General features: G+C 69.4%; 19 protein-coding genes. 3 read left to right on the top strand and 16 right to left on the bottom strand.

The features are described from left to right. Position 1: 1 nt before the first annotated feature. Positions 2-496: a DUF2269 family protein gene (locus ACIRCZ_RS14180; RefSeq protein ID WP_402854200.1), complete on the bottom strand. Its 495-nt coding sequence runs from the start codon at positions 494-496 to the stop codon at positions 2-4. A gap of 190 nt (positions 497-686) precedes the next feature. On the opposite strand from ACIRCZ_RS14180, the gene ACIRCZ_RS14175 reads away from it, so the two are divergent. Further along, complete coding sequence (locus tag ACIRCZ_RS14175) at positions 687-2084, top strand: MFS transporter (RefSeq protein WP_402854197.1); 1398 nt, start codon at positions 687-689, stop codon at positions 2082-2084. A gap of 72 nt (positions 2085-2156) precedes the next feature. Here the strand turns inward: ACIRCZ_RS14175 and ACIRCZ_RS14170 are convergent, their stop codons facing one another. From ACIRCZ_RS14170 to ACIRCZ_RS14160, 3 genes are read right to left on the bottom strand one after another with little or no spacing between them, the layout of a single operon-like run. After that, entirely contained in the window at positions 2157-2963 is an 807-nt protein-coding gene (locus ACIRCZ_RS14170) for an ABC transporter permease (protein WP_402854565.1), read from the bottom strand. A gap of 35 nt (positions 2964-2998) precedes the next feature. After that, positions 2999-3841, bottom strand: a complete 843-nt coding sequence (locus ACIRCZ_RS14165; protein WP_402854194.1) for an ABC transporter permease — start codon at positions 3839-3841, stop codon at positions 2999-3001. Continuing rightward, entirely contained in the window at positions 3838-4764 is a 927-nt protein-coding gene (locus ACIRCZ_RS14160) for an ABC transporter ATP-binding protein (protein ID WP_055890669.1), read from the bottom strand. The genes ACIRCZ_RS14165 and ACIRCZ_RS14160 overlap by 4 nt, the downstream gene beginning before the upstream one ends. 249 nt (positions 4765-5013) lie before the next feature. Here ACIRCZ_RS14160 and ACIRCZ_RS14155 point away from each other — a divergent pair, with 249 nt between their 5' ends. Continuing rightward, a complete protein-coding gene (locus ACIRCZ_RS14155) occupies positions 5014-6984 on the top strand; it encodes an ABC transporter ATP-binding protein (protein ID WP_402854191.1) in 1971 nt (656 codons plus the stop codon). 112 nt (positions 6985-7096) lie between these two features. Here the strand turns inward: ACIRCZ_RS14155 and ACIRCZ_RS14150 are convergent, their stop codons facing one another. After that, positions 7097-8932, bottom strand: coding sequence for a phosphoenolpyruvate carboxykinase (GTP) (locus ACIRCZ_RS14150; RefSeq protein ID WP_055890667.1), 1836 nt, complete (start codon positions 8930-8932; stop codon positions 7097-7099). Between the two features lie 114 nt (positions 8933-9046). Between ACIRCZ_RS14150 and ACIRCZ_RS14145 the strand changes: the two genes are divergently transcribed. Then, complete coding sequence (locus tag ACIRCZ_RS14145) at positions 9047-10489, top strand: helix-turn-helix domain-containing protein (RefSeq protein ID WP_402854188.1); 1443 nt, start codon at positions 9047-9049, stop codon at positions 10487-10489. A 37-nt stretch (positions 10490-10526) separates the two neighbouring features. Here ACIRCZ_RS14145 and ACIRCZ_RS14140 read toward each other — a convergent pair whose 3' ends face one another. From ACIRCZ_RS14140 to dacB, 11 genes are all read right to left on the bottom strand, one after another. Then, a complete protein-coding gene (locus ACIRCZ_RS14140; protein ID WP_055890663.1) occupies positions 10527-11288 on the bottom strand; it encodes a 3-hydroxyacyl-CoA dehydrogenase in 762 nt (253 codons plus the stop codon). Between the two features lie 26 nt (positions 11289-11314). After that, entirely contained in the window at positions 11315-12499 is a 1185-nt protein-coding gene (locus tag ACIRCZ_RS14135) for a thiolase family protein (RefSeq protein ID WP_402854184.1), read from the bottom strand. Between the two features lies 1 nt (position 12500). Then, positions 12501-13967 (bottom strand): NAD-dependent succinate-semialdehyde dehydrogenase, encoded by a 1467-nt coding sequence (locus tag ACIRCZ_RS14130; protein ID WP_402854181.1) that lies wholly within the window; start codon positions 13965-13967, stop codon positions 12501-12503. Positions 13968-14012: 45 nt separating this feature from the next. Then, on the bottom strand, positions 14013-14501 hold the full coding sequence (locus ACIRCZ_RS14125; protein ID WP_055890659.1) for an Lrp/AsnC family transcriptional regulator: 489 nt from the start codon (positions 14499-14501) through the stop codon (positions 14013-14015). Between the two features lie 49 nt (positions 14502-14550). Then, positions 14551-15312, bottom strand: a complete 762-nt coding sequence (locus tag ACIRCZ_RS14120) for an alpha/beta fold hydrolase (protein WP_402854177.1) — start codon at positions 15310-15312, stop codon at positions 14551-14553. 4 nt (positions 15313-15316) lie between these two features. Next, positions 15317-15640, bottom strand: coding sequence for a biotin/lipoyl-containing protein (locus ACIRCZ_RS14115; RefSeq protein WP_055890657.1), 324 nt, complete (start codon positions 15638-15640; stop codon positions 15317-15319). Next, on the bottom strand, positions 15633-16637 hold the full coding sequence (locus ACIRCZ_RS14110; RefSeq protein WP_402854173.1) for an alpha-ketoacid dehydrogenase subunit beta: 1005 nt from the start codon (positions 16635-16637) through the stop codon (positions 15633-15635). Before ACIRCZ_RS14110 ends, ACIRCZ_RS14115 begins: the two co-directional genes overlap by 8 nt. Then, positions 16630-17661, bottom strand: coding sequence for a thiamine pyrophosphate-dependent enzyme (locus ACIRCZ_RS14105; RefSeq protein WP_402854170.1), 1032 nt, complete (start codon positions 17659-17661; stop codon positions 16630-16632). The genes ACIRCZ_RS14110 and ACIRCZ_RS14105 overlap by 8 nt, the downstream gene beginning before the upstream one ends. 140 nt (positions 17662-17801) lie before the next feature. After that, positions 17802-20048, bottom strand: a complete 2247-nt coding sequence (locus ACIRCZ_RS14100) for an MMPL family transporter (RefSeq protein ID WP_402854167.1) — start codon at positions 20046-20048, stop codon at positions 17802-17804. Between the two features lie 132 nt (positions 20049-20180). Then, a complete protein-coding gene (locus tag ACIRCZ_RS14095) occupies positions 20181-20762 on the bottom strand; it encodes an isochorismatase family protein (protein WP_402854164.1) in 582 nt (193 codons plus the stop codon). An 11-nt stretch (positions 20763-20773) separates the two neighbouring features. Further along, complete coding sequence (dacB, locus tag ACIRCZ_RS14090; RefSeq protein ID WP_402854161.1) at positions 20774-22399, bottom strand: D-alanyl-D-alanine carboxypeptidase/D-alanyl-D-alanine-endopeptidase; 1626 nt, start codon at positions 22397-22399, stop codon at positions 20774-20776. Positions 22400-22408 lie beyond the last annotated feature (9 nt).

Below are 22408 nucleotides of genomic sequence, written 5' to 3'. Positions count from 1 at the left end.
GCTACGGCTTCCAGACCATCAGCACCACCACGAGCACCAGCAGCAGCGACGCGACTCCTGAGCCTGCGGCGATGGCCGGGTAGCCGCGCGAGGACAGGTCGGCGGCCTCGCCTGCCGGGGTCTGTCCTGCCGCGACGGCGGCCGGGGCATCGGATGCGCTGCGCGTCTCCAGCGCCTCCGCAGCCTTCTTCATCGCGGGCACCACGACGAACAGCGTCAGGCCGAGGGCGATCACGTAGGCGATGATCGACCAGAGGATCCACGGCGTCGTCACGCTGGTCTTGTACTTCGGGTCCGACATCCCCATCACACCGAAGCCGAACACGATCACGAGCAGCGACAGCAGCGAGAAGAGGTTGGTCGACTTCGCCAGCGTGGCCACCTGGGCGGCGTTGCCCGCGCGGACGGCGCGCATCGCGGTCATCGGCAGGATGGCCATCGGACCGACGATGAAGACGGCCGACACGACGTGCAGAACTGCGAACAGAGTATCCATGCCTCCAGCGTAGCGACCGGTCCCATCCGCGCCGGATTCGAGCCAGCCGCGCCGCCGACGTATGGTGGAGGGGCGCCACAAGCGCCGCAACCACACCACTTCTGCTCACGAGTTCGCGAGACGCCCGACCGACGCCCGCATCCACCAGCATCGTTCTCTGTTCGTCACGCAACCCGGAAGTAGCACCTCCATGTCTTCGACGGCCTCCGTCACCCCACCAGCCGCACCAGCGAACACGCGCGGCCGCGTCATCCTCGCCAGCCTCATCGGCACCTCGATCGAGTTCTACGACTTCTACGTATACGCGACCGCGGCCGTGCTGGTGTTCCCCGCGCTGTTCTTCACGAACGAAGACCCCACGACGGCGCTCCTCGCGTCGTTCGCGGTCTTCGGCGTCGCGTTCATCGCCCGGCCGGTCGGCTCGATCCTGTTCGGTCACTTCGGCGACCGCATCGGCCGCAAGGGCACCCTCGTCGGCTCGCTGCTCACGATGGGCATCGCGACGGTCCTCATCGGCTGCCTGCCCACCGCACAGGTGCCAGGCTGGGAGTTCTGGGCGCCGTTCCTCCTCGTCGTGATGCGGTTCTGCCAGGGCCTCGGGCTCGGCGGAGAGTGGAGCGGCGCGGCGCTGCTGGCGACGGAGAACGCCCCGGCAGGAAAGCGCGCGATCTACGGGACGTTCCCGCAGCTCGGCGCACCGATCGGCTTCATCATCGCCAACCTGCTGTTCCTGGCGCTCAACCTGTCGATGAGCCCCGAGGCGTTCAGCGCGTGGGGTTGGCGCGTTCCGTTCCTGCTCAGCGCCATCCTGGTGATCGTCGGGCTGTACGTGCGGCTCAAGCTGGTCGAGACCCCGGCATTCCAGAAAGTCGTCGACACCGGCGAGGTGGCCAAGCTGCCCCTGGCGCGGGTGTTCAAGACCAGCTGGTACCAGATCATCCTCGGCACGTTCATCATGCTGGCCACCTACGTGCTGTTCTACCTGATGACCGCGTTCACCCTCACCTACGGCACCACCGCCGCCACCGAGGCCACGGCCCGCGCGGCAGCCGAGAAGGCGGGCAAGGCGTTCGACCCGAGTACGTTCGTGCCGGGGCTCGGTTACACCCGCAACGAGTTCCTCATCATGCTCATCGTCGGCGTGGTGTTCTTCGGCGTCTTCACGCTGGTCGCCGGACCGCTCGCCGAGCGCTACGGCCGCCGCAAGACGCTGATCTGGGTGACGCTCGGCATCATCGTCTTCGGTCTGCTGTTCGTCCCGCTGTTCGGCGGAGGGTTCGTCGGCACGATGGCGCTGCTCATCGTCGGCTTCACGCTGATGGGGCTGACCTTCGGGCCGATGGGCGCCGAACTGCCTGAGCTGTTCCCGACCAAGGTGCGATACACCGGCTCCGCGATCAGCTACAACCTGTCCAGCGTGCTCGGCGCGGCCGTCGCCCCGACCATCGCGGTCTGGCTGTGGACCGTCGCGCACGGCTCGACGCTCTGGGTCGGCATCTACCTGTCCGGCGCCGGCGTCCTCACGCTCATCGCGCTCTTCCTCAGCAAGGAGACGAAGGACATCGACTTCAACGAGAACGTCTCCTAGCGGGCTCGACTCGTACAGAAGGCGCGGTCCGGGATGCCCGGGCCGCGCCTTTCGCACGAGTGGATGCGCGCGCTAGTCGAGGAACAGCGCGCGCAGCCGCCTGGTCGTCAGGATGAGGCCGAGCACGATCATCACGGCGAAGTACAGCACGTGCCAGAGGAGCCCCGCATCCACCGCCCCCGTGGTCAGGTCGCGGACGAGCTCGACGCCGTGCCAGAGCGGGAGCGCCTGGATGACCATCTGGATGGCCGGTGGGTAGACGCTCAGCGGGTAGAACGTGGCGGACAGCAGGAACATCGGCAGCATGACGAAATTGATCCAGTCCATCTGCTGGAAGGTCTTCATGTAGCTGGTGATGCCCATCCCGAAGCTGGCGAACCCGAACGCGATCAGCAGCACGGCCGGCAGTGCGAGGATGGCCCACCACGACAGGTTGAGCCCGAGCACCTGCATCACCAGCATGAAGCCGATGGCGTAGAGCGCTCCGCGTGCCAGGGCGAGCAGGATCTCCCCCAGCGCCACGTCGAGCGGCCCGAGCGAGGTCGACAGCATCCCCTCGTAGAGCTTCGCGAAGTGCATCTTGAAGAACACGTTCCACGTGGAGTCGTAGACCGCGCCGTTCATCGCGGCCGTCGCCAGCAGGGCCGGCGCGATGAACGCCGCGTACGACACCTCCTGGCCGGACGAGGTGGTGACGACCCCGACCATCGCGCCGAGCCCGACCCCGAGGGACAGCAGATAGAAGATCGGCTCGAAGAAGCCGGAGACGACGACAAGCCAGTTGGTGCTGCGGGTGGCGAGCCAGCCGCGCTGCATGACACTGGATGCGTTCCCCGCGTAGAGCGCGCGCAGCGGCCTGCTGTGCGAGACGGTCGCGATGAGACGCTCGTCGGTCTGGGTCTGTCCTGCGCCGCTCACTTGTTCAGCCTCCTCGCGGCGATCCGGCGCGTCCACATCCAGAACACGACGAACAGCGCAGCCAGATAGAGCACGTGGGTGATCGTCAGCCAGAGCGGCTCCGGCATGCCGTAGGTGAACACGCGCGCCAGCTCCGACGCATGCCACAGCGGGGACAGCCAGCCGATCCACTGCAGGAACCACGGCATCGCGGTGAGGGGGAAGAACGTGCCGGAGAACAGCGTCATCGGCAGCAGCACGAAGCGCATCACGAGGGCGAGCTGGCCGGTGTCCTGCTCCAGGGTCGCCACGTAGGTCATCACCGGCACGCCGAACGCGACGCCGGCGAGAACGGCGACCGGGATGGCCAGGAACCCGGTGGCCAGCGGAACCGCGCCGAACAGCAGCATCACCGCGTAGTAGATGATGCTGGCCGTCAGCAGCCGCGCGACCACCGAGATCACCAGGCCGTCGATGATCTGCCCGGCCGAGATCGGCGCCGCGTTCATACCGTAGAAGGTCGGGTTCCACTTGAACCCGAGCATCACCGGGTAGGTGAACTCCTCGCTGGCGATCGTCACCGCCGCCGTGCAGAGCAGCGCCGGGGCGACGAACGCGAGGTAGCTGACGCCATCGACGCCCTGGTCCCCCAGGTTGCGGCTGACCAGGCTGCCGAGACCGACGCCCATCGCGAACAGGTAGAGCAGCGGGTACCCCAGCGCGGTCATCAGCACCGTCTGCAGGTAGGAGCGCATCACCCGGAAGCGGTGCTCCGCGACGTACCACGCCCCGAACCTGCGTGGCCGGACCGCCGCGGCGATGGCGACTTGCGCATCCGGAGCCGTGTCTGTTGCGCTCATTCGATCAGACTCCTGCCGGTGAGCCGGAGGAAGACGTCCTCCAGACTGGAGCGGCGCACGAGACTCGTGATGGGGTGCAGACCGCGCTCTGCGATGCGCACCAGCTCCGCCTCTCCGTCGTCGCTGTAGACCAGGATGCGATCGGGCAGCACCTCGATGCGTTCGCCGATGCCGTCGAGCCGTTGGGCGACCTCGCTGTTGCGCTCGGAGCCGAACCGCACCTCGAGCACCTCACGGGACGAGTACTCCCTGATGAGCGCCGCAGGCGATCCCTCCGCCATGATCGTGCCCTTGTCGACGACCACCAGGCGGTCGCAGAGCTGCTCGGCCTCATCCATGTAGTGGGTGGTGAGCACCAACGTGGTGCCCTGCTCCTTGAGCCGGAACAGCCGGTCCCAGAGGATGTGCCTGGCCTGCGGGTCGAGCCCGGTGGTCGGCTCGTCGAGCAGCAGGATGCGCGGGTCGTTGATGAGGGCGCGGGCGATGGTGAGGCGGCGTTTCATGCCGCCGGAGAGGTCGTCCACCTTGGCCTTCGCCTTGTCCTCGAGCTGTGCGAAGGCCAGCAGCTCGTCCGCCCGCTTCCGCACCCGCGAGCCCGGCAGCCCGAAGTAGCGGCCGTAGACGATCAGGTTGTCGCGCACGCGCAGTTCGGTGTCGAGGTTGTCGGCCTGCGGCACGACGCCCAGCTGCGAGCGGATCTCCGGTCCGTGGCTGTTCGGATCGAGGCCCAGGATGCTCAGCTCGCCGCCCGTGCGCGTTGACACGGCGCCGACCATCCGCATCGTCGTCGACTTGCCTGCGCCGTTCGGACCGAGCAGCCCGAACGACTCCCCGGGAGCCACCTCGAAGCTGATCCCGTTGACGGCGGCGAACTCCTTGTACTTCTTGACAAGGTTGTTCGCGGTGATGACAGGCGCTGGCATAGTTCATCAGAGTAGACCGATCCTCCGACATCGTCGCCTGTGCCGCCGATCGGCCCGCACCGCGGATCGATCGGTACTGCCGATCGGTCGGGCGAGATACCAGATCTGGGTGAACACGCAGTCCGCAGGAAGTACGGTCGAAGTAGCATTCCGAGTCGGCGCATCCCGCGTCCGCGCATCCCGAGCAGCGGCAGCGCCCCACCAACCCCGAGAAGCCCCATCAACCCCGAGAAGACGAACGAGACTGTCATGACCACCGAACAGACCAGCCAACCGCGCCGACGCTTCGGCCGACCGGGCAAAGACGGGGACGATGGCCCTCGCGCGAAGTTCAGCCAGCTTCTGCCGTACCTGTTCGAGCACAAAGCGGTGCTGAGCGTCGTCATCGTGCTCAGCGTGCTCGGCGCGGCCGCGAGCCTGGCCCAGCCGCTGCTGGTCAGCCAGGTGATCGACATCGTCGGCAAGCAGCAGCCACTCGGCGGCCTGGTCTGGCTGCTGGTGGTCCTGGTGGTCGTCTCCGCTCTGATCTCCGGCTACCAGCACTACCTGCTGCAGCGCACGGGCGAGGGCGTCGTGCTCTCCTCGCGCCGCCGCCTGGTGGCCAGGATGCTCAACCTCCCGATCAGCGAGTTCGACACCAGGCGTACCGGCGACCTGGTGTCGCGGGTCGGCTCGGACACCACCCTGCTGCGCGCTGTGCTGACACAGGGCCTCGTCGAGGCCATCGGCGGCGCGCTCACGTTCATCGGCGCGCTCATCGCCATGCTCATCATCGACCCCGTGCTGCTCGGGCTGACGGTGCTGGTGATCGCGGTGTCCATCGTGGTGGTCACCCTGCTGTCCGGCCGCATCCGGGTGGCCAGCCAGCAGGCGCAGACCAAGGTCGGCGACCTCGCCGCGTCTGTCGAGCGGGCGATCAGCTCCGTGCGGACGATCCGTGCCGCCAACGCGACAGAGCGCGAGATCGCGGCGATCGACGCCGACGCAACCGGCGCGTGGAAGATGGGCATCAAGGTCGCAAAGATCTCGGCGCTCGTGGTCCCCGTCGCCGGCATCGCGATGCAGGTGTCGTTCCTGGTCGTGCTGGGCGTCGGCGGTTTCCGCGTGGCGAGCGGCGCGATCACGGTGGCGAACCTGGTGGCGTTCATCCTGTTCTTGTTCATGATGATCCTGCCGCTCGGTCAGGCGTTCGGCGCCGTCACGGCCGTCAACTCCGCGCTCGGAGCACTCGGGCGCATCCAGGAGATCATCGACCTGCCGTCGGAGGATGAGCACGACCGCGAGATCGCGCCGCTCGCCATGACCATCGGCGCGGCCAACGAGGGGCTGGCACCGGATGCGCCGGCGATCGAGTTCGCGAACGTGCAGTTCTCCTATCCGGACTCCTCCGTGAAGGCCGAGCCGACGCCGGACGCCGGCGAGGCGAGCATGGAACGGCTCGCGTTCGAGGCGATGGGAGGCACGGACATCGTCGCGGAGGCTGAGGTCGCTGCCGGTCGCGGCGATGCGGAGAGCGACGGCGCAGGCAGGCACCGGCAGGCCGGGGTGCTCCACGGGGTCAGCTTCGCCGCTCCCCGAGGCAAGCGCACCGCGCTGGTCGGCCCGTCCGGCGCCGGCAAGTCGACCATCCTGGCCCTGATCGAGCGGTTCTACGACCCGACAGGCGGCGAGGTGCGCTTCGGCGGCCTCGACGTCCGCACGCTCGACCGCGCGGCGCTGCGCGGCCAGATCGGCTATGTGGAGCAGGACGCGCCGGTGCTCGCCGGCTCGCTGCGCGACAACCTCAAACTCGCCGCACCGGATGCGACGGACGCCGAGTGCATCGAGGTGCTGCACGCCGTCAACCTCACCGAGGTGCTCGAGCGCGACGACACTGGCCTGGATGCGCCGGTCGGCGAAGACGGCATCATGCTGTCGGGAGGCGAGCGCCAGCGTCTCGCCATCGGCCGCGCGCTGCTGGCCGCCCCTCCCGTGCTGCTGCTGGACGAGTCGACGTCGAGCCTCGACGGCCGCAACGAGCAGCTGATGCGCGAAGCGATCGACGCCGTCGCAGAGGACAGGACGCTCATCGTCATCGCCCACCGGCTCTCGACGGTCGTCGACTCCGACCAGATCGTCGTGCTCGACCACGGCCGCGTCCTCAACACAGGCACGCACTCCGAGCTGGTCGTCTCCACGCCCCTCTACCGCGACCTCGCCAAGCACCAGCTCCTCGTCTAAAGAATCGAGTCCGGACTTCTTCACGAGACACGCCGGGGAGCGGTGTGAAGAGGTCCGGACTCGATGGGTACCCGCGGTCAGGCGCGGGGGTCGTGGGGCGGGACGGAGGCGGTCAGTCGCGCAGGTGGTAGCGGAGCGACGCGAGCTCGGCTCGCAGCGCGGCGGGGACGCGGTCGCCGAAGCGGGAGAAGAACTCTTCGGTGAGATCGCACTCGGCCAGCCAGGACTCGCGGTCGACGTCGAAGAGCGCATCCACGTCGGCGTCGGGGAGGTCGAGGCCGTCCAGGTCGAGCTCCGCGGGGATCGGCAGCCGGCCGATCGGCGCATCCACTGCTCCCGCGCTGCCTTCGACGCGTCGGACGATCCACTCGATCACGCGCGCGTTCTCGCTGAAGCCCGGCCAGAGGAACCGGCCGCCTTCGCCCTTGCGGAACCAGTTGACCTGGAAGATGGCCGGAGCGTTCGCCCCGAGCTTCTCGCCCATCTTCAGCCAGTGGCCCCAGTAGTCGGCCATGTTGTATCCGCAGAACGGCAGCATCGCGAACGGGTCGCGGCGCAGTTCGCCGACCGTCCCCTCCGCAGCGGCGGTCTGCTCGGACGAGATGGTCGCGCCGAGGAAGACGCCGTGGTTCCAGTCGCGGGACTGCGCGACCAGCGGCACGTTCGTCGCACGGCGTCCACCGAACAGGATCGCGTCGATCGGCACGCCGTCGAAGGCGTCCCAGTCGTCCGCGATCGCGGGGCACTGCGCGGCGGAAACCGTGAACCGGGAGTTCGGATGCGCGGCCGGACGTCCGCTCTGCGGCGTCCAGTCCTCGCCGCGCCAGTCGATGAGGTGCGCAGGCGGCTCCTCTGTCAGGCCCTCCCACCACACGTCGCCGTCGTCGCGCAGCGCGACGTTCGTGAAGATCGTGTTGCCCCACAGCGTGTCGACCGCCGTGGCGTTCGTGCCTGGACCCGTGCCGGGTGCGACGCCGAAGAACCCGGCCTCCGGGTTGATCGCGCGCAGGCGCCCGTCCGGTCCCTGACGGAGCCAGGCGATGTCGTCGCCGACCGTCTCCACCGTCCAGCCGGGGATGCTCGGGCGCAGCATCGCGAGGTTCGTCTTGCCGCACGCGGACGGGAACGCCGCAGCGATGTGGAACGCGCGCCCCTCGGGGGACGTGACCTTGACGATGAGCATGTGCTCGGCCAGCCAGCCCTCGTCGCGCGCCATCACCGAGGCGATGCGCAGTGCGAAGCACTTCTTGGCGAGGATCGCGTTTCCGCCGTAGCCGGAGCCGTACGACCAGATCTCCCTGGTCTCCGGGAACTGCACGATGTACTTGGTCTCGTTGCACGGCCAGGCGACGTCGTCGTGCCGGACGCCGTGCGCATCCACCAGGGGCGCCCCGACGCTGTGCACGGTGGCGACCCACGGCTGGCCGGCCTCGATGAGGGTGAGGACCGTCGGGGTGACCCGGGTCATCATCCCGAGGCTGACGGCGACGTAGGCGGAGTCGGTGAGCTGGACGCCGACCTGGGAGATCGGACCGCCGACCGGGCCCATCGAGAACGGGACCACGTACATCGTGCGGCCGCGCATGCTGCCGGTGAAGACCTCGCGCAGCTCTGCGCGCATCGCCTCCGGCTCGCGCCAGTTGTTGGTGGGCCCTGCGTCCGTCTCGTCGACGGAGCAGATGAAGGTGCGGTCCTCGACGCGGGCGACATCGCCGGGGTCGGTGCGGGCCAGGAAGCTGTTGGGACGCCACTCCGGATTGAGGCGGATGAGCTTGCCCTCTGCGACGAGCTGCTTGGTGAGCCTGTCGGATTCGGCGAGGGAGCCGTCGCACCAGACGACGTCGTCCGGCTGGGTGATGGCGGCGATGTCAGCGACCCAGGCGCGCAGCGCGTCGAGGCCGTCAGGCTGGTCATCGAGGTCGGAGAGCGGGAGCTCGGCGAGTGTCATTCCGGAGTCCTCTCGGTAGAAAGTTTGGGCGTGAACCAAGCATCCGAGAGTTTTCGGGGTTAATCTCTCGAAAAGTGCTGGAAAGAATCGCGATTCTTTCGCTATCGTGAAGAGATGGATCAGCCCACCGCCGACGTAGCGACCCTCGGCCACCGCATCCGGCACTTCCGCAGCCAGCGCGGCCTCACGCTCGACGAGCTCGGCGCAGCCGCCGGGGTCGCCGCGAGCCAGCTCTCCTTGATCGAGAACGGCAAGCGCGAGCCCCGCATCACGCTGCTGACCAGCCTCGCGACGGCGCTCGGCGTGCAGCTCGCCGATCTGCTCTCCGCCGAGCCACCGGATGCGCGCGCCGCGCTCGAGATCGAACTCGCCAGGGCGCAGCGCGGCAGTCTGTACGGCTCGCTCGGGCTACCGGCCGTCAAGCCGACGAAAGGCACGCCGACCGAGACCCTCGCCGCGCTGGTCGGGATGCACAGGGAGCTCAGCAGGCGCGCATCGGAAGCCATCGCCACGCCGGAGGAGGCCCGCCGCGCCAACACGGAACTGCGCGAGCGGATGCGTGCGCAGAACAACTACATCCCGGAGATCGAGGCCCTGGCGGAGGAACGGGTGCGCGCCTCAGGGCACACGCACGGCGCGCTCACGCACCGCGAAGTGAGCATCATGGCCGAGCAGCTCGGCTTCGACCTGATCTACGTCAACGACCTTCCGCACTCCGCCCGCTCCATCACCGACCTCGCGAACGGACGCATCTACCTGCCGCCGGCGAGCATCCCTGGCGGGCACGGTCTGCGCTCGATGGCGCTGCAGGCGATGGCGCACCGGCTGCTCGACCACGAACGCCCGCAGAGCTATGCCGACTTCCTGCGGCAGCGACTGGAGATCAACTACTTCGCCGCGAGTTGCCTGATGCCCAGGGAAGCGGCCGTCGGCTTCCTCGCGCAGGCCAAGCAGGACAAGGACATCGCGGTAGAAGACTTCCGGGATGCGTTCGGCGTCACCCACGAGGCGGCGGCGCTGCGGCTGACCAACCTGGCGACCACGCACCTGGACATGACGCTGCACTTCCTGCGCGTCGGCGACGACGGCGCGCTGTACAAGGGCTACGAGAACGACGGCCTGCCGCTGCCGACGGATGTGACGGGGTCGATCGAGGGCCAGATCGTCTGCAGGAAGTGGGGCGCCCGCTCGGCGTTCACGCACACCAACCGTACGACGGAGCTGTACCAGTACACCGACACTCCGGCCGGCACGTACTGGTGCGCGACCCAGACCGGCACGACCTCGGCCGGCGGCTTCTCGATCAGCGTCGGGGTGCCGTTCGACCAGGCCAAGTGGTTCCGCGGCCGCGAGACGGCGGCACGGGCGGAGTCGCACTGCCCGGACGAGTCGTGCTGCAAGCGCCCGCCCGCAGCGCTGGAGAGCCGCTGGGCGGGCCAGGCCTGGCCGAGCGCGCGCCTTCACGCGCACATCCTGTCGCCGCTCCCCTCCGGCTCGTTCCCGGGCGTCGACGACTCCGACGTTTACACCTTCCTCGAAACCCACTCCGCCTCCTGACCCCGTCCCGGGAGAGACGGGGGCGGGATGGAGCTGGTCAGCGGGGCTGCATGCGGATGGCTCCGTCGAGGCGGATGGTCTCGCCGTTCAGCATGGGGTTCTGGACGATGTGGAGGGCGAGCGCGGCGTACTCGGACGGCTTGCCGAGGCGGGAGGGATGCGGCACCTGCGCGGCGAGCGAGTCCTGAGCCGGCTGCGGGAGCCCGGCCATCATCGGCGTCTCGAAGATGCCGGGCGCGATGGTGACCACCCGGATGAGGTCGCGGGCGAACTCGCGGGCGAGCGGGAGCGTCATGGCCGCGACCCCGCCCTTCGACGCCGAGTACGCCGACTGGCCGATCTGCCCGTCGAACGCGGCGACGGAGGCGGTGTTCACGATCACGCCCCGCTCCTCCCCCACAGCCTCGGTCTGCACCATCGCAGCGCCGGCCAGCCGCACGACGTTGAACGTGCCGATCAGGTTGACCCTGATCACCCGCTCGAACTGCTCCAGCGGCAGCACGCCGTCGCGCCCGAGCACCTTGGCCGCTGTCGCGATCCCCGCGCAGTTGACCACCACGCGCAGCGGGCCGAGCGAGGCGGCGACGTCGACCGCCGCCTGCACCTGGTCCTCGTTCGCCACGTCGGCCGCGACGAACCGTGCCGTCGGGCCGAGCGCGATCGCCGCCTTCTCGCCCTCCGAGCTGGGCAGGTCGAGCACGACCACGTGCGCTCCCGCCTCGGTGAGGGCACGGGCGGTGGCGTTCCCGAGACCGCTCGCTGCGCCGGTGACGATGGCGGAGCATCCGTCGATCTGCATGGTAATTCCCTTTCCGAAAGCCGCGTTCAGCGGAGGACTTCGATGATGGTCGCGTTGGCGGTTCCTCCGCCTTCGCACATGGTCTGCAGGCCGTAGCGGCCCCCCGATGCTTCGAGTTCGCTCAGCAGCGTGGCGAGCAGCCGGGTGCCTGACGAGCCGAGCGCGTGCCCGAGCGCGATGGCGCCGCCGTGCGGGTTGAGCTTGGCCGGCTCTGTGTCGAACTCGCGCTGCCAGAGCAACGGGATGGGCGCGAACGCCTCATTGACCTCGTACGCGTCGATCTCGTCCAGACGCAGGCCGCTGCGGTCGAGCACCTTCCGCGTGGCGGGAAGCACCCCGGTCAGCATCAGCAGCGGGTCGCTCCCCGCGACTGCGAAGCTGTGGAACCGTGCCCGCGCCCGCAGGCCGAGGCGCCCTGCGGCTTCGGCGCTCATGATCAGCGCCGCCGACGCTCCGTCGGTGAGCGGGGAGGAGTTCCCCGGCGTGATCCGCCAGTCGAGCTGCGGGAAGCGCGAGGCGAGCGCGTCCGTCCGGAACGACGGCTTCAAGCCGGCGAGCGCCTCTGCGGTCGTCGCCCTGATCGTCTCGTCCGCCGTGACGCTTCCGCTGTCCGGCGTCGGAACGGCCACGAGCTCGCCGTCGAACGCTCCAGAGGAGGCGGCCTCGGCGGCGAGAGCGTGCGACCGCGCCGCGAAGTCGTCGAGCTCGCTCCGCTCGAAGCCCCACTGCTCGGCGATGAGTTCCGCTGCCACCCCCTGGTTCACCAGCCCGTCCGGGTATCGCCGCGTGAGCAGCGCTCCCCCGATGGATGCGCCCCCGACGTTCGAGCCCATCGGCGCGCGGCTCATCGACTCCACCCCGCAGGCGATCGCGATGTCGTACGCACCGGAGATGACGCCCTGCGCTGCGAACGCCGCCGCCTGCTGGCTCGACCCGCATTGCCGGTCGATCGTCACGGCGGGCACGCTCTCCGGGAAGCCGGCACTCAGCACGGCCGTCCTGGTGATGTTGCCCGCTTGCTCGCCCGCCTGGGTGACGCATCCGCCGATCACATCGTCGACGAGAGCAGGGTCAAGCCCGTTGCGGTGCACCAGCTCGGCCAGCACCCCGGCGAGCAGGTCGGCCGGGTGGATGTCCGACAGCGCTCCGCCCGGCTTCCCGCGCCCTGACGGGGTGCGGATCACATCGACGATGACCGCCTCTGTCGCCATGTCAGGCTCCGAACGGGTCGGGGGTGAGCGTGTACTTCGTGGAGAGGTACTCGTGGATGCCCTCCAGCCCTCCCTCGCGGCCGAGCCCGGACTGCTTCACCCCGCCGAACGGCGCAGCCGCGTTGGAGACGACGCCGACGTTGAGGCCCATCATCCCCGTCTGCAGCCGCTCGATCATCCGCTGCCCGCGCGCGAGGTCCTTCGTGAAGACGTAGGAGACCAGCCCGAACTCCGTGTCGTTCGCGATCCGCACCGCCTCGTCCTCGTCGCGGAAGCGCACGATCGACAGCACGGGCCCGAAGATCTCCTCGCGCAGGATGTCGCTTCCTGCGGCGACATCGGTGACCACGGTCGGCTCGAAGAACGTGCCGGCACCCGGGATGCGCGAACCGCCGGCGAGCACCGTCGCGCCACGGGAGACCGCATCCTCGAGCAGTGTCGCGGCCTTGTCGACCGCATCCTGGTCGATCAGCGGCCCGATCGTGACGCCCTCCTCCGTGCCGCGGCCGACGCGCATCCCGCGCACCCGCTCCGCGACGCGCGACGCGAACTCGTCTGCGACCGACTCGTGCACGATGAACCGGTTGGCCGCCGTGCACGCCTCGCCGATGTTGCGGAACTTGGCGAGCATCGCACCGTCGACGGCCTTGTCGAGGTCGGCGTCCTCGAAGACGACGAACGGCGCGTTGCCGCCGAGCTCCATCGAGGTGCGCAGCACGTTCTGCGCCGACTGCTTCAGCAGAGACCGGCCGACCTCCGTCGACCCGGTGAACGACAGCTTCCGCAGCCGGGGGTCGGCGATGATCGGGCCGGACACCTTCCCTGACACGGAGGTGGTGATCACGTTCACCACTCCGCCTGGCAGCCCGGCGTCCTCCAGGAGCTTCGCGAAGTACAGCGTGGTCAGCGGCGTGAGGGCGGCGGGCTTGACCACCACCGTGCATCCCGCGGCCAGGGCGGGGGCGATCTTGCGGGTCGCCATCGCCAGCGGGAAGTTCCACGGCGTGATGAGGAAGCACGGGCCGACCGGATGCTGCGAGACGATCATCCGCCCGGTGCCTTCCGGGCTGGTGGCGTACCGGCCGGAGATGCGCACGGCCTCCTCGCTGAACCAGCGCAGGAACTCCCCGCCGTACGTCACTTCGCCGTTCGCCTCGGCCAGCGGCTTGCCCATCTCCAGCGTCATCAGCAGCGCGAACTCGTCGCGGCGCTCCTGCAGCAGGTCGAACGCCTTCCGCAGGATCTCGCCCCGCACCCGAGGCGCGGTCGCCGCCCATGCGTCCGCGGCAGCGACCGCCGCATCCAGTGCTGCCGCGCCGTCCTCCTCCGAGGCGTCCGCGATGGTCTTGATGGTGTCCCCGGTTGCAGGGTCGGTGACCGCGATGGTCCTCCCCGATGTCCCATCCACCCACTCGCCGCCGATGTACAGCGTTCCCGGCACCTTCGCCAGCAGTTCCTGCTCGTTCATGTTCGCGTCTCCCATGTCGTCTTGGTCCTCATTCCGCTTCGATGCTCACTCCGCGGCCGTCTCCCGCTCGTCCACCGCCGCCAGCACGAGCGGCACGGCGCGATGGTCGATCTTCGTCGCCAGCGCGATCACCGTCGAGGTGCGCGTGATCCCCGGGTCGCTGACGATCCGGTCGATCACCCGTTGCAGGTCGGCGTTGGATCGCGCGACCGCGCGGATCATCAGGTCGCCTGCGCCCGTGATGGTGTGCACCTCGAGCACCTCGGGGATCTCGCTCAGGTGGGCGACGACGGTCACGTCCCTGTCGCCCTGCGCGATCTCCGCCGTCACGAACGCCGTCACCGGATAGCCGAGCCGCTCACTGTCGATGGTCGGTGCGAAGTCCTTGACCACGCCGGAGCGCTGCAGCCTGTCCAGCCGCGCCTGCACCGTGCCGCGGGCGACGCCGAGCCGCCTGGATGCCTCGAAGACGCCGAGCCGTGGCTCATCGGTGAGCAGTGCGATCAGCTCGGCATCCAGCTTGTCGATCGACATCCGGCCTCCTTCGGTCCTCGCACATCGTACGACCAGGATGCGCGAACACCTACACGCTGACGACGGCTCCCAGGAAGGGCAGAGCAGCCTGCTTGAAGGCGCGCGCGCTCAGCGTCGTGACGTGGTTTCTGCGCGGCAGCACGACCAGTTCGGCGCCGAGCGCTGTCGCCGCCTCTTCCCGCCCTTCTGTCACAGGATCGACGTCTCCGACGACCAGCATCGTCGGGACGCTCGACGCCAACGGCAGGGGATGCGCGGCCATCCCGGCCACGCACGCGGCGAGCGCCGTCGTGTCCACGCCTGGCGCCTGCCGCAGCGACGACAGCAGCGGGGCGAGCGGCGACTCAGGCGGCACGGACTCCGCACCGTCGAGCAGGGCGGAGCGGACCGCATCCACCCCCCAACGGGCGAACTGCTCGACCGTGCCGATGCCGCCGACGACCACCCTGCGGATGCGCTCCGGTTCGATCCCGACGAGAGCGAGCGTCACCCAGCTCCCCATCGAGTATCCGACCACGTCCACACGGTCCAGGCCCTCCGCATCCAGGACGGCGAGCAGGTCGCCTGCCAGGAGCTGCGGAGAATACGCGGATGGCTCGTGCGGCGCCGAGCTGCCGCCGTGCCCGCGCAGGTCGGGGACGATGGCGCCACGGCCGGCTTCGGCGAGAGCGCGGACCCATCCCGTCGCCTCCCAGGTGAGGGCGCCCGTGGTGGCGAAGCCGTGGACGAGGAGCACGGGGTCGTCGCCTGGGTGGCGCTCGTATGCGATGCGCATCCCTTCGGCGGTGATGGCGGTGCGGGCGGTGCTCATGCGGTCAGTCCTCCGGCAGTTGCAGGCGCACGCGGCGCGCTGGCGCCTCCTCGACGGGCACGGTTCCGACGATACCCGCGGTGTCGTCGTCGACCGTGAACGTGATGAGCGATGCCCCCACCTCCAGCGACTCCCCCTCTGCCGCGTGGAACCGGGCGACAGTCCCCGCCTGCGGCGACGGCAGCTCGACCGCCGACTTCGTCGTCTCGACCTCGACCAGAGGAGCGTTCCGCTCGACGAAGTCCCCCTCGGCGACCAGCCACTCCAGCACGGTCGCCTCCTGCAGGCCCTCACCCAGATCGGGAAGGGCGAACGTGATCTCAGCCACGGCGGTACTCCAAGGTCTTCTGAACGGCTTCCAGGATGCGGTCGATGCTCGGCAGGTACTCGTCTTCGAGCACGGGGGACGGGTACGGGACATCCCATCCCGTGACTCGCTGCACGGGCGCGCGCAGGTCGTCGAAGCAGCGTTCGGTGATGAGCGTGCTGACTTCCGCGCCGAGCCCGGCGGTGAGCGGAGCCTCGTGCACGACCACAGCGCGCCTGGTTCTGGCGACGGAGGCCGCGAGCCCGTCCGCGTCGATCGGCTTCAACCAGCGCAGGTCGACCACCTCGATCTCAACGCCGTCCTCCGCGCCGAGCTCAGCCGCCTGCAGGCAGCGGGCGACCATCGCACCCCACGCCACGAGCGTGACGTGCTTGCCCTGCCTGACCACTCTGGATGCGCCGACCGGCAGCCGCTCGGACAGCTCGGCCTCGTCCATTGCGGCCTTGTGCCAGTAGCGCGACTTCGGTTCGAGGAAGATCACGGGGTCTGGATCGTCGATGGCCTGGCGGAGCAGCGTGTACGCCTCTGCCGGCGTCGATGGCGACACCACCTTGAGCCCCGGAACGTGCGCGAACAGCGCCTCCAGGCTCTCTCCGTGGTGCTCTGGCGCTCGGATGCCGCCGAAGCTGGGCAGCCGGAGCGTGATCGGCATCTCGAACGCGCCACGGCTGCGGTAGTGCATCCTGGCGACCTGGTTGACGATCTGGTCGATGGCCGGGTACGAGAACCCGTCGAACTGGATCTCCGGCACCGGACGCCAGCCCGCCATCGCGAGGCCGACCGCCATGCCCATGATCCCGGACTCGGCGAGCGTGGTGTCGAAGACGCGGTCGTCGCCGTACTTGGCGTTCAGACCGTCAGTGACGCGGAACACCCCGCCCAGCTTTCCGACGTCCTCGCCGAAGACGAGCGTGCGGTCGTCGGCTGCCAGGGCGTCGTCCAGTGCGCGGTTCAGCGCCCGCTGCATCGTGCTGACCTGAGCAATGACCTCAGCCATGTCGTGACTCCTCCCACGCCCTCTTCTGCCCGAGCAGCGCAGCAGGCGCGTCGGCGAACACGAAATCGAACATCTCCTCGCCCGGCCGGCCACCGAGCGCTGCGACGTCCGCGCGCACCCGCTCGGTGAGCGCGTTGGCGGTGTCGGACACCTCGGCGAAGAAGTCGTCGCCGACGGTTCCTGTCGCGCGCAGCCGCTCCTCGCAGAGCGAGAGAGGGTCGCGGGCGAGCCAGCTCTGCTCCTCGTCCAGGCTGCGATAGCGGCCTGGGTCGTCGGAGGTGGAGTGCGGGCCGAGCCGGTAGGTCATCGCCTCGATCACGGTCGGGCCTCCGCCATCACGGGCGCGGTCCAGGGCGTCGCGGGTGGCTTCGTACACGGCGACGACGTCGTTTCCGTCGATGCGCACCCCGTGCATCCCGTAGCCGGCCGCGCGCGCTGCGACAGAGCCGCCCGCGACCTGCTTGCTGGTCGGCACGGAGATCGCCCAGCCGTTGTTCTGACAGAAGAAGACGACGGGCAGCTGCGAGACGCCCGCGGTGTTCATGGCCTCGTGGATGTCGCCCTGCGAGCTGGCGCCGTCGCCGAAGTAGGCGATAGCGCATCCACCGTTGCGGTCCAGTTTCGCGCCGAGCGCCCACCCGACGGCGTGCGTGACGGCCCCGCCGACCACGGCGTTGATCGGCGCGAGCCGCGCGGCGGCCGCATCCCACATGCCGCCGTGCCACGCCCCCTGGTGCGAAGCGAGGTATGCGACGGGGTCGACGCCCATCGTCACCGCGACGCCCAGCTCACGGTAGGTGGGAAAGGCGAAGTCGCGCGCCAGATCGAGGGCGGCGGCGCTGCCCACCTGGGCGGCCTCCTGCCCGCGCGTCGGCGCGTAGCCGGGCACGATGCCCTGCCGCTGCATGGCGACGCCATCGAGGTCGAGCCGCCGCACGGTCACCATCGTGCGATACAGCCGCCGAAGAAGCGCGGCATCGTCGCCGCGCGCGCCCACGGCGCTCTCGGGAGTGGTCAAGGTCATGCCGCCACTCTCGCAGGGGCGGGTACGGTGGGCAACGCGCACAGCGCGGGCTGCTCATCCTGTCCATTCCGACAGTGGATGCGGCCTACCCGCTGCGCATTCTGTTCAGTCCCAGCGCGACGCGGGCGGCGGGTTGCGCGTCAGTCCCGTCGCGTTGCCGGCAGCGCCTCTTCCGCGCCCCGTCGTTCCTCGTGCGATGCATCCCGCCAGAGCTTCGACGGCCACCAGATCGCGCGCCCGATGTCGTACGCCGCCGCCGGCACCAGCAGGGAGCGCACGATCGCCGTGTCGAGCAGCACGCCGAACGCCACGATGAAGGCGATCTGCGCCAGGAACAGGATCGGGATCACGCCGAGCGCCGCGAACGTCGCCGCGAGCACGACGCCGGCCGAGGTGATGACGCTGCCGGTCACACCGAGGCCGCGGAGGATGCCCGGGCGCGTTCCGATGCGCAGGGACTCCTCCCGCACGCGCGTCATCAGGAAAATGTTGTAGTCCACCCCGAGCGCCACGAGGAAGACGAACCCGAACAGCGGGACGGCCGCATCCGCCCCGGGGAAGTGGAACACGTTGTTGAACACGAGCGCCGAGACGCCGAGCGCGGCCGCGTACGACAGCACCACGCTAGCGATGAGCAGCAGCGGCGCGAGGATCGAGCGGAGCAGCAGCATCAGGATCACCAGGATCACGGCGAGCACGATGGGGATGATCTTGGCCAGGTCGCTCTGGGCGGTGTCGTTGGTGTCGATGGCGATGGCCGTCACGCCGCCGACCAGCACGGACGGGTCGGTCTTCGGGAGGGTCTCGCGGAGGTCGCGGACCGTCTGCTCAGCGGCGGTGGAATCGGCCTCCGACGAGAGGGTCGCATTGATGAGGATGCGGCCGTCCTTGACGATCGGATCAGGCGCAGGGCCGGTCTGCGCCGGCTGGTCCGGACCTGTGACCGCGGCAGGTCGCACGTTCCCGGTGTAGAAGGACGCCGTCGCGATGCCGTCGGTCCCCTGCACCGCCGAGAGCACTGCGTCCTTTTCGCTCTCCTTCGCGACCACGAGGACAGGGCTGCCGGAGCCGGCGTCGAAGTGCTTCGCCACGATCTTCTGCCCGTCCGCGGCGTCCGACTGCGTGAGCACCAGGTCGGACTGCTGCACCCCGTTCGCCTTGAGCTGCGTCACTCCTGCCGCGCACGCGGCCAGCAGCACGAGCGCCACGATCCAGGTCGCCCTCGGCCGACGCGCGATGAGCGTGCCGACCCTGCGCCAGAGGCCGCCGATGCCTTCGAGCCCCGCGATGCGCACGCCATCGGCGTGCTTGTGCTCGGCCGGCCGCTCACCGACGAACTTCGGACGGAACGGCCAGAACGCCGCGCGGCCGAACACGGCGAGCAGCATCGGCAACAGCGTGAGCGCGGACAGCAGCGAGAACACGATGCCGATGGCTGCGATGGGGCCGAGGCTCTTGTTCGAGTTGAGGTCGGAGAACAGCAGGCACAGCAGCGCCAGGATCACCGTGGCGCCGGAAGCGGCGATCGGCTCCCACGCGGCGCGCCAGGCGCGTCCGATGGCCGCCCACCGGGACTCGACGTGCTCGAGCGACTCCCGGTACCTGGCGACGAGCAGCAGCGAGTAGTCGGTGGCCGCGCCGATCACCAGGATCGAGAGGATGCCCTGGCTCTGCCCGCTGAGCTTGATCCAGCCCCACAGCGCGAACAGGTAGACGACCAGGATCGCCGCGCACAGCGCGAAGATCGACGTGAACAGCACCAGGAACGGCAGAACCAGCGACCGGTAGACCAGCAGCAGGATCACGAACACCGCACCGACGGCCACCAGCAGCAGGATGCCGTCGATGCCTCCGAAGGCGTTGACCAGATCGGCCGTGAGACCGGCGGGGCCCGTCACCCAGCCCTGGGTGCCGTCCGGGAGATTGTCCGCGACGACGGTTCGCAACTCCGCGACGACCGTCTTGACGTTGTCCGAGTCCGCGATCGGCACGATGAACTCGACGGCCTTGCCGTCCTCCGAGGGGATCGGTCCCGCGACGCTGGTCTGCGCATCCCCCTCCGGCCGCTGCACGCCGTCGACCTGGCCGAGCTTCACCCCGAGGGCGGCGTAGTCCTGGAGCGACGACGACGGGATGCTGGTGTCCGACTGCACGACGACGATGGCGGGGATCGCGTTCGAGTCGGTGAACTTCTTCTGCCAGTCCTGGACCTCGGTGGACTCTGCGCTGGCGGGCAGGAAGGCGGCCTGGCCGTTCTCGGACACCGAGGAGAGCTTGCCGAAGGTCGGTCCGCCGACACCGGCGGCGATCAGCCAGATCACGATGACGACGGCAGGCAGCACGATCCGCAGCCAGCGGGCCGGAGTCCAGTCGGATCGGGTTTTCATCTGCGCCTCCGAGATTAGCTAGCCAAGGTAGTAATCAGCTTAGCGCGCATATCGGGAGGAGCGCCAGCGCCTGCGGATGCCGCACCGCGCAGGTGCACCGCTGCCCGTCGTGTCCGCGTTCCCGCCGCCCGGTCAGCGGGAGACGACCAGCTCCGCGCCCGCGTGCGCCAGCTCTGCCAGCGCCGCCTCCGACGACTCCGGCGCGACCCCCGCCACCAGGTCGGTGATGACGCGGACGCGCTGACCGTGACCCAGCGCATCCAATGCAGACGCGCGCACGCAGTAGTCGGTCGCGATGCCGACCACGTCGATCTGGTCGATGCCGTGCTCGTCGAGCAGGTTGTGCACGCTCGAACCGGCCTCGGTGCGGCCTTCGAAGATCGAGTACGCCGGTACACCCTGGCCCTTGCGGATGTGGAAGGTCACCGCCGACGTGTCGAGGGCCGGGTGGTAGTCGGCCCCTGTGGTGCCCGCGACGCAGTGCCGCGGCCAGGTGTGCACGAAGTCGGGGGCCGCGTCCGTGGCGAAGTGTCCGCCGTTGTCGTTGTCTGCGTCGTGCCAGTCACGGCTCGCGAAGATCGCCGCATACTCGCCGGAGTGAGCGGCGAGGTAGCCGCTGATGCCGGCGGCGACCGCTGCTCCCCCCTCGACTCCGAGTGCCCCGCCCTCTGTGAAGTCGTTCTGCACGTCGATGATGAACAGGGCCTTGCCCATGGTCGCCTCCGTTACTGGTTGGAGAGATTGCCGCCGCACGTGTAGAAGCCGGTGACGAGCGTGTCGATCGCCTGCTTGGCATTGTCTCCCACATTGCCGAGAGCGAACACGGCGAAGGTCAGCGGGGTGCCGTCCGCCGCGTTCACGATCCCGGACAGGGTGTACCCGTTGTCGATCCAGCCCGTCTTCGCGAGCACGGCTCCGCGGGCGGCCGCGTTCGCACCGGTGAACCGGTTGTAGCCGGGCCCGAGCGTTCCCGACTGGCCGGCGACGGGCAGGCCGTCGTAGACGACGCCGAGGCCGTTCTGCTTGTTGAGCACCTTGATGAAGAGCTGCGTGAGGTAGGACGGCGGCACGGCGTTGTCCGCGCTCAGACCGGATCCGTCCGCGATGTGGATGCCCGTGGTGTCGATCCCGTACGGCTTCAAAGCGGCGAGCACCCCCGCGTTCTCCGCATCGAAGGTGTTGCCCGCGCCCGTCTTGATCGCGACGAGTCTGGCGAGCTCCTCCATGATCGTGTTGTCGGAGACGCGCATCGCCTGGTCGATCAGCGTCGTGACCGGCTGCGACTGCACCGCCGCGATCTGCTGCGCGCCTGCGGGGGCCGTGCCTGCCGTCACGGGGACGTTGGTGCCGAGGTACTGCTGGAAGTACTGCACGGCACGCCCGACGGGGTCGGTGCTGCGCGGAGACTCGACAGCGGTCGGGTCGTCGCGGTCGCCGTCGACCTGCAGGGCGGTGATGTACGACGTCGAACCCTCGACGACGCGCTCCTCCTGCTCGTCCCAGCTCGGCTGCCAGACCGGGCCGCCGAACAGCGACGTGTCCGTGACGATCGACGTGATCGGCTGGCCGCCCATCGCCTGCGTCACCTGGTTCGCGAGATCCTGGATCTTCGGGGCGCCGGTGTAGAAGGATGCCTGGCCGTCCGGGAGGCGCGAAAGCGTGACGTCCCCGCCTCCGACGATCACGATCTGGCCCGGCACGCTGCCCTTCACCACCGTGGTCGACACCCGGTAATCGGGGCCGAGCACCTGCAGGGCTGCGGCGGAGGTGAGGGTCTTGAGCACGCTCGCGGTCGGGCCCGGCTTGCCGCCGTTGCGGTCGAACAGGACCTCGCCGGTGCGCGCATCCACCACTTGGGCTTCGAGGTTCCCGAGCCGGCCGTCCTGCGAAAGACCGGCGACGGAGCAGGTGCGCACCCTGGCGGCTGCCGGCTGGTTGGCCGGGACGGGGCGCACGGGGTCCGCGGTCTTGGTGGGCGTCGGCGTCGGCGTCGCGCTGGCGCTGTGGGTCGGAACCGCTGCTGCCTCGGCGGGCGAGCCGACGGTCGCGCCAAGAGCGACCGAGCCTGCACCGAGAATGACGAACGCCGCGGAGGCACCGGCGATGATCCACGCCTTCGGGTGCCTCCTGATGGCCGTCAGGACGCCCCCGAGCCCGGCGCCGAGTGCGGTGCCTGCTCCTGCACCAGCCCCTTTTCGCTCCTCCGACCGGCGCGCGGCGCGGGTCGACGAGGTCGCGGGCTCGCTCGTGTCGAGGGAGTCCGTCTGGGGGACGATGGTGGCGGGGGTGTCGGTCGAGTCAGGCTCAGAGCCGTTCGACATGCCAGTATCGGGCGTGTCCGATTCGCGCATCCGGGTATA

Origin of the sequence: Leifsonia sp. NPDC102414 (assembly GCF_044765685.1) — a bacterium.
Taxonomy (GTDB): Bacteria; Actinomycetota; Actinomycetes; order Actinomycetales; family Microbacteriaceae; genus Leifsonia.
The sequence above is the reverse complement of the archived record's forward strand: the minus strand, read 5'-3'. Positions and strand labels throughout refer to the sequence as shown.

Bases quoted from the DNA above. Each gene is read 5' to 3' on its own strand.
- ACIRCZ_RS14180 (WP_402854200.1), bottom strand. From the start codon at position 496: ATGGATACTCTGTTCGCAGTTCTGCACGTCGTGTCGGCCGTCTTCATC.
- ACIRCZ_RS14175 (WP_402854197.1), top strand. From the start codon at position 687: ATGTCTTCGACGGCCTCCGTCACCCCACCAGCCGCACCAGCGAACACG.
- ACIRCZ_RS14165 (WP_402854194.1), bottom strand. From the start codon at position 3,841: ATGAGCGCAACAGACACGGCTCCGGATGCGCAAGTCGCCATCGCCGCG.
- ACIRCZ_RS14160 (WP_055890669.1), bottom strand. From the start codon at position 4,764: ATGCCAGCGCCTGTCATCACCGCGAACAACCTTGTCAAGAAGTACAAG.
- ACIRCZ_RS14155 (WP_402854191.1), top strand. From the start codon at position 5,014: ATGACCACCGAACAGACCAGCCAACCGCGCCGACGCTTCGGCCGACCG.
- ACIRCZ_RS14150 (WP_055890667.1), bottom strand. From the start codon at position 8,932: ATGACACTCGCCGAGCTCCCGCTCTCCGACCTCGATGACCAGCCTGAC.
- ACIRCZ_RS14145 (WP_402854188.1), top strand. From the start codon at position 9,047: ATGGATCAGCCCACCGCCGACGTAGCGACCCTCGGCCACCGCATCCGG.
- ACIRCZ_RS14140 (WP_055890663.1), bottom strand. From the start codon at position 11,288: ATGCAGATCGACGGATGCTCCGCCATCGTCACCGGCGCAGCGAGCGGT.
- ACIRCZ_RS14135 (WP_402854184.1), bottom strand. From the start codon at position 12,499: ATGGCGACAGAGGCGGTCATCGTCGATGTGATCCGCACCCCGTCAGGG.
- ACIRCZ_RS14130 (WP_402854181.1), bottom strand. From the start codon at position 13,967: ATGAACGAGCAGGAACTGCTGGCGAAGGTGCCGGGAACGCTGTACATC.
- ACIRCZ_RS14125 (WP_055890659.1), bottom strand. From the start codon at position 14,501: ATGTCGATCGACAAGCTGGATGCCGAGCTGATCGCACTGCTCACCGAT.
- ACIRCZ_RS14120 (WP_402854177.1), bottom strand. From the start codon at position 15,312: ATGAGCACCGCCCGCACCGCCATCACCGCCGAAGGGATGCGCATCGCA.
- ACIRCZ_RS14110 (WP_402854173.1), bottom strand. From the start codon at position 16,637: ATGGCTGAGGTCATTGCTCAGGTCAGCACGATGCAGCGGGCGCTGAAC.
- ACIRCZ_RS14105 (WP_402854170.1), bottom strand. From the start codon at position 17,661: ATGACCTTGACCACTCCCGAGAGCGCCGTGGGCGCGCGCGGCGACGAT.
- ACIRCZ_RS14100 (WP_402854167.1), bottom strand. From the start codon at position 20,048: ATGAAAACCCGATCCGACTGGACTCCGGCCCGCTGGCTGCGGATCGTG.
- ACIRCZ_RS14095 (WP_402854164.1), bottom strand. From the start codon at position 20,762: ATGGGCAAGGCCCTGTTCATCATCGACGTGCAGAACGACTTCACAGAG.
- dacB (WP_402854161.1), bottom strand. From the start codon at position 22,399: ATGCGCGAATCGGACACGCCCGATACTGGCATGTCGAACGGCTCTGAG.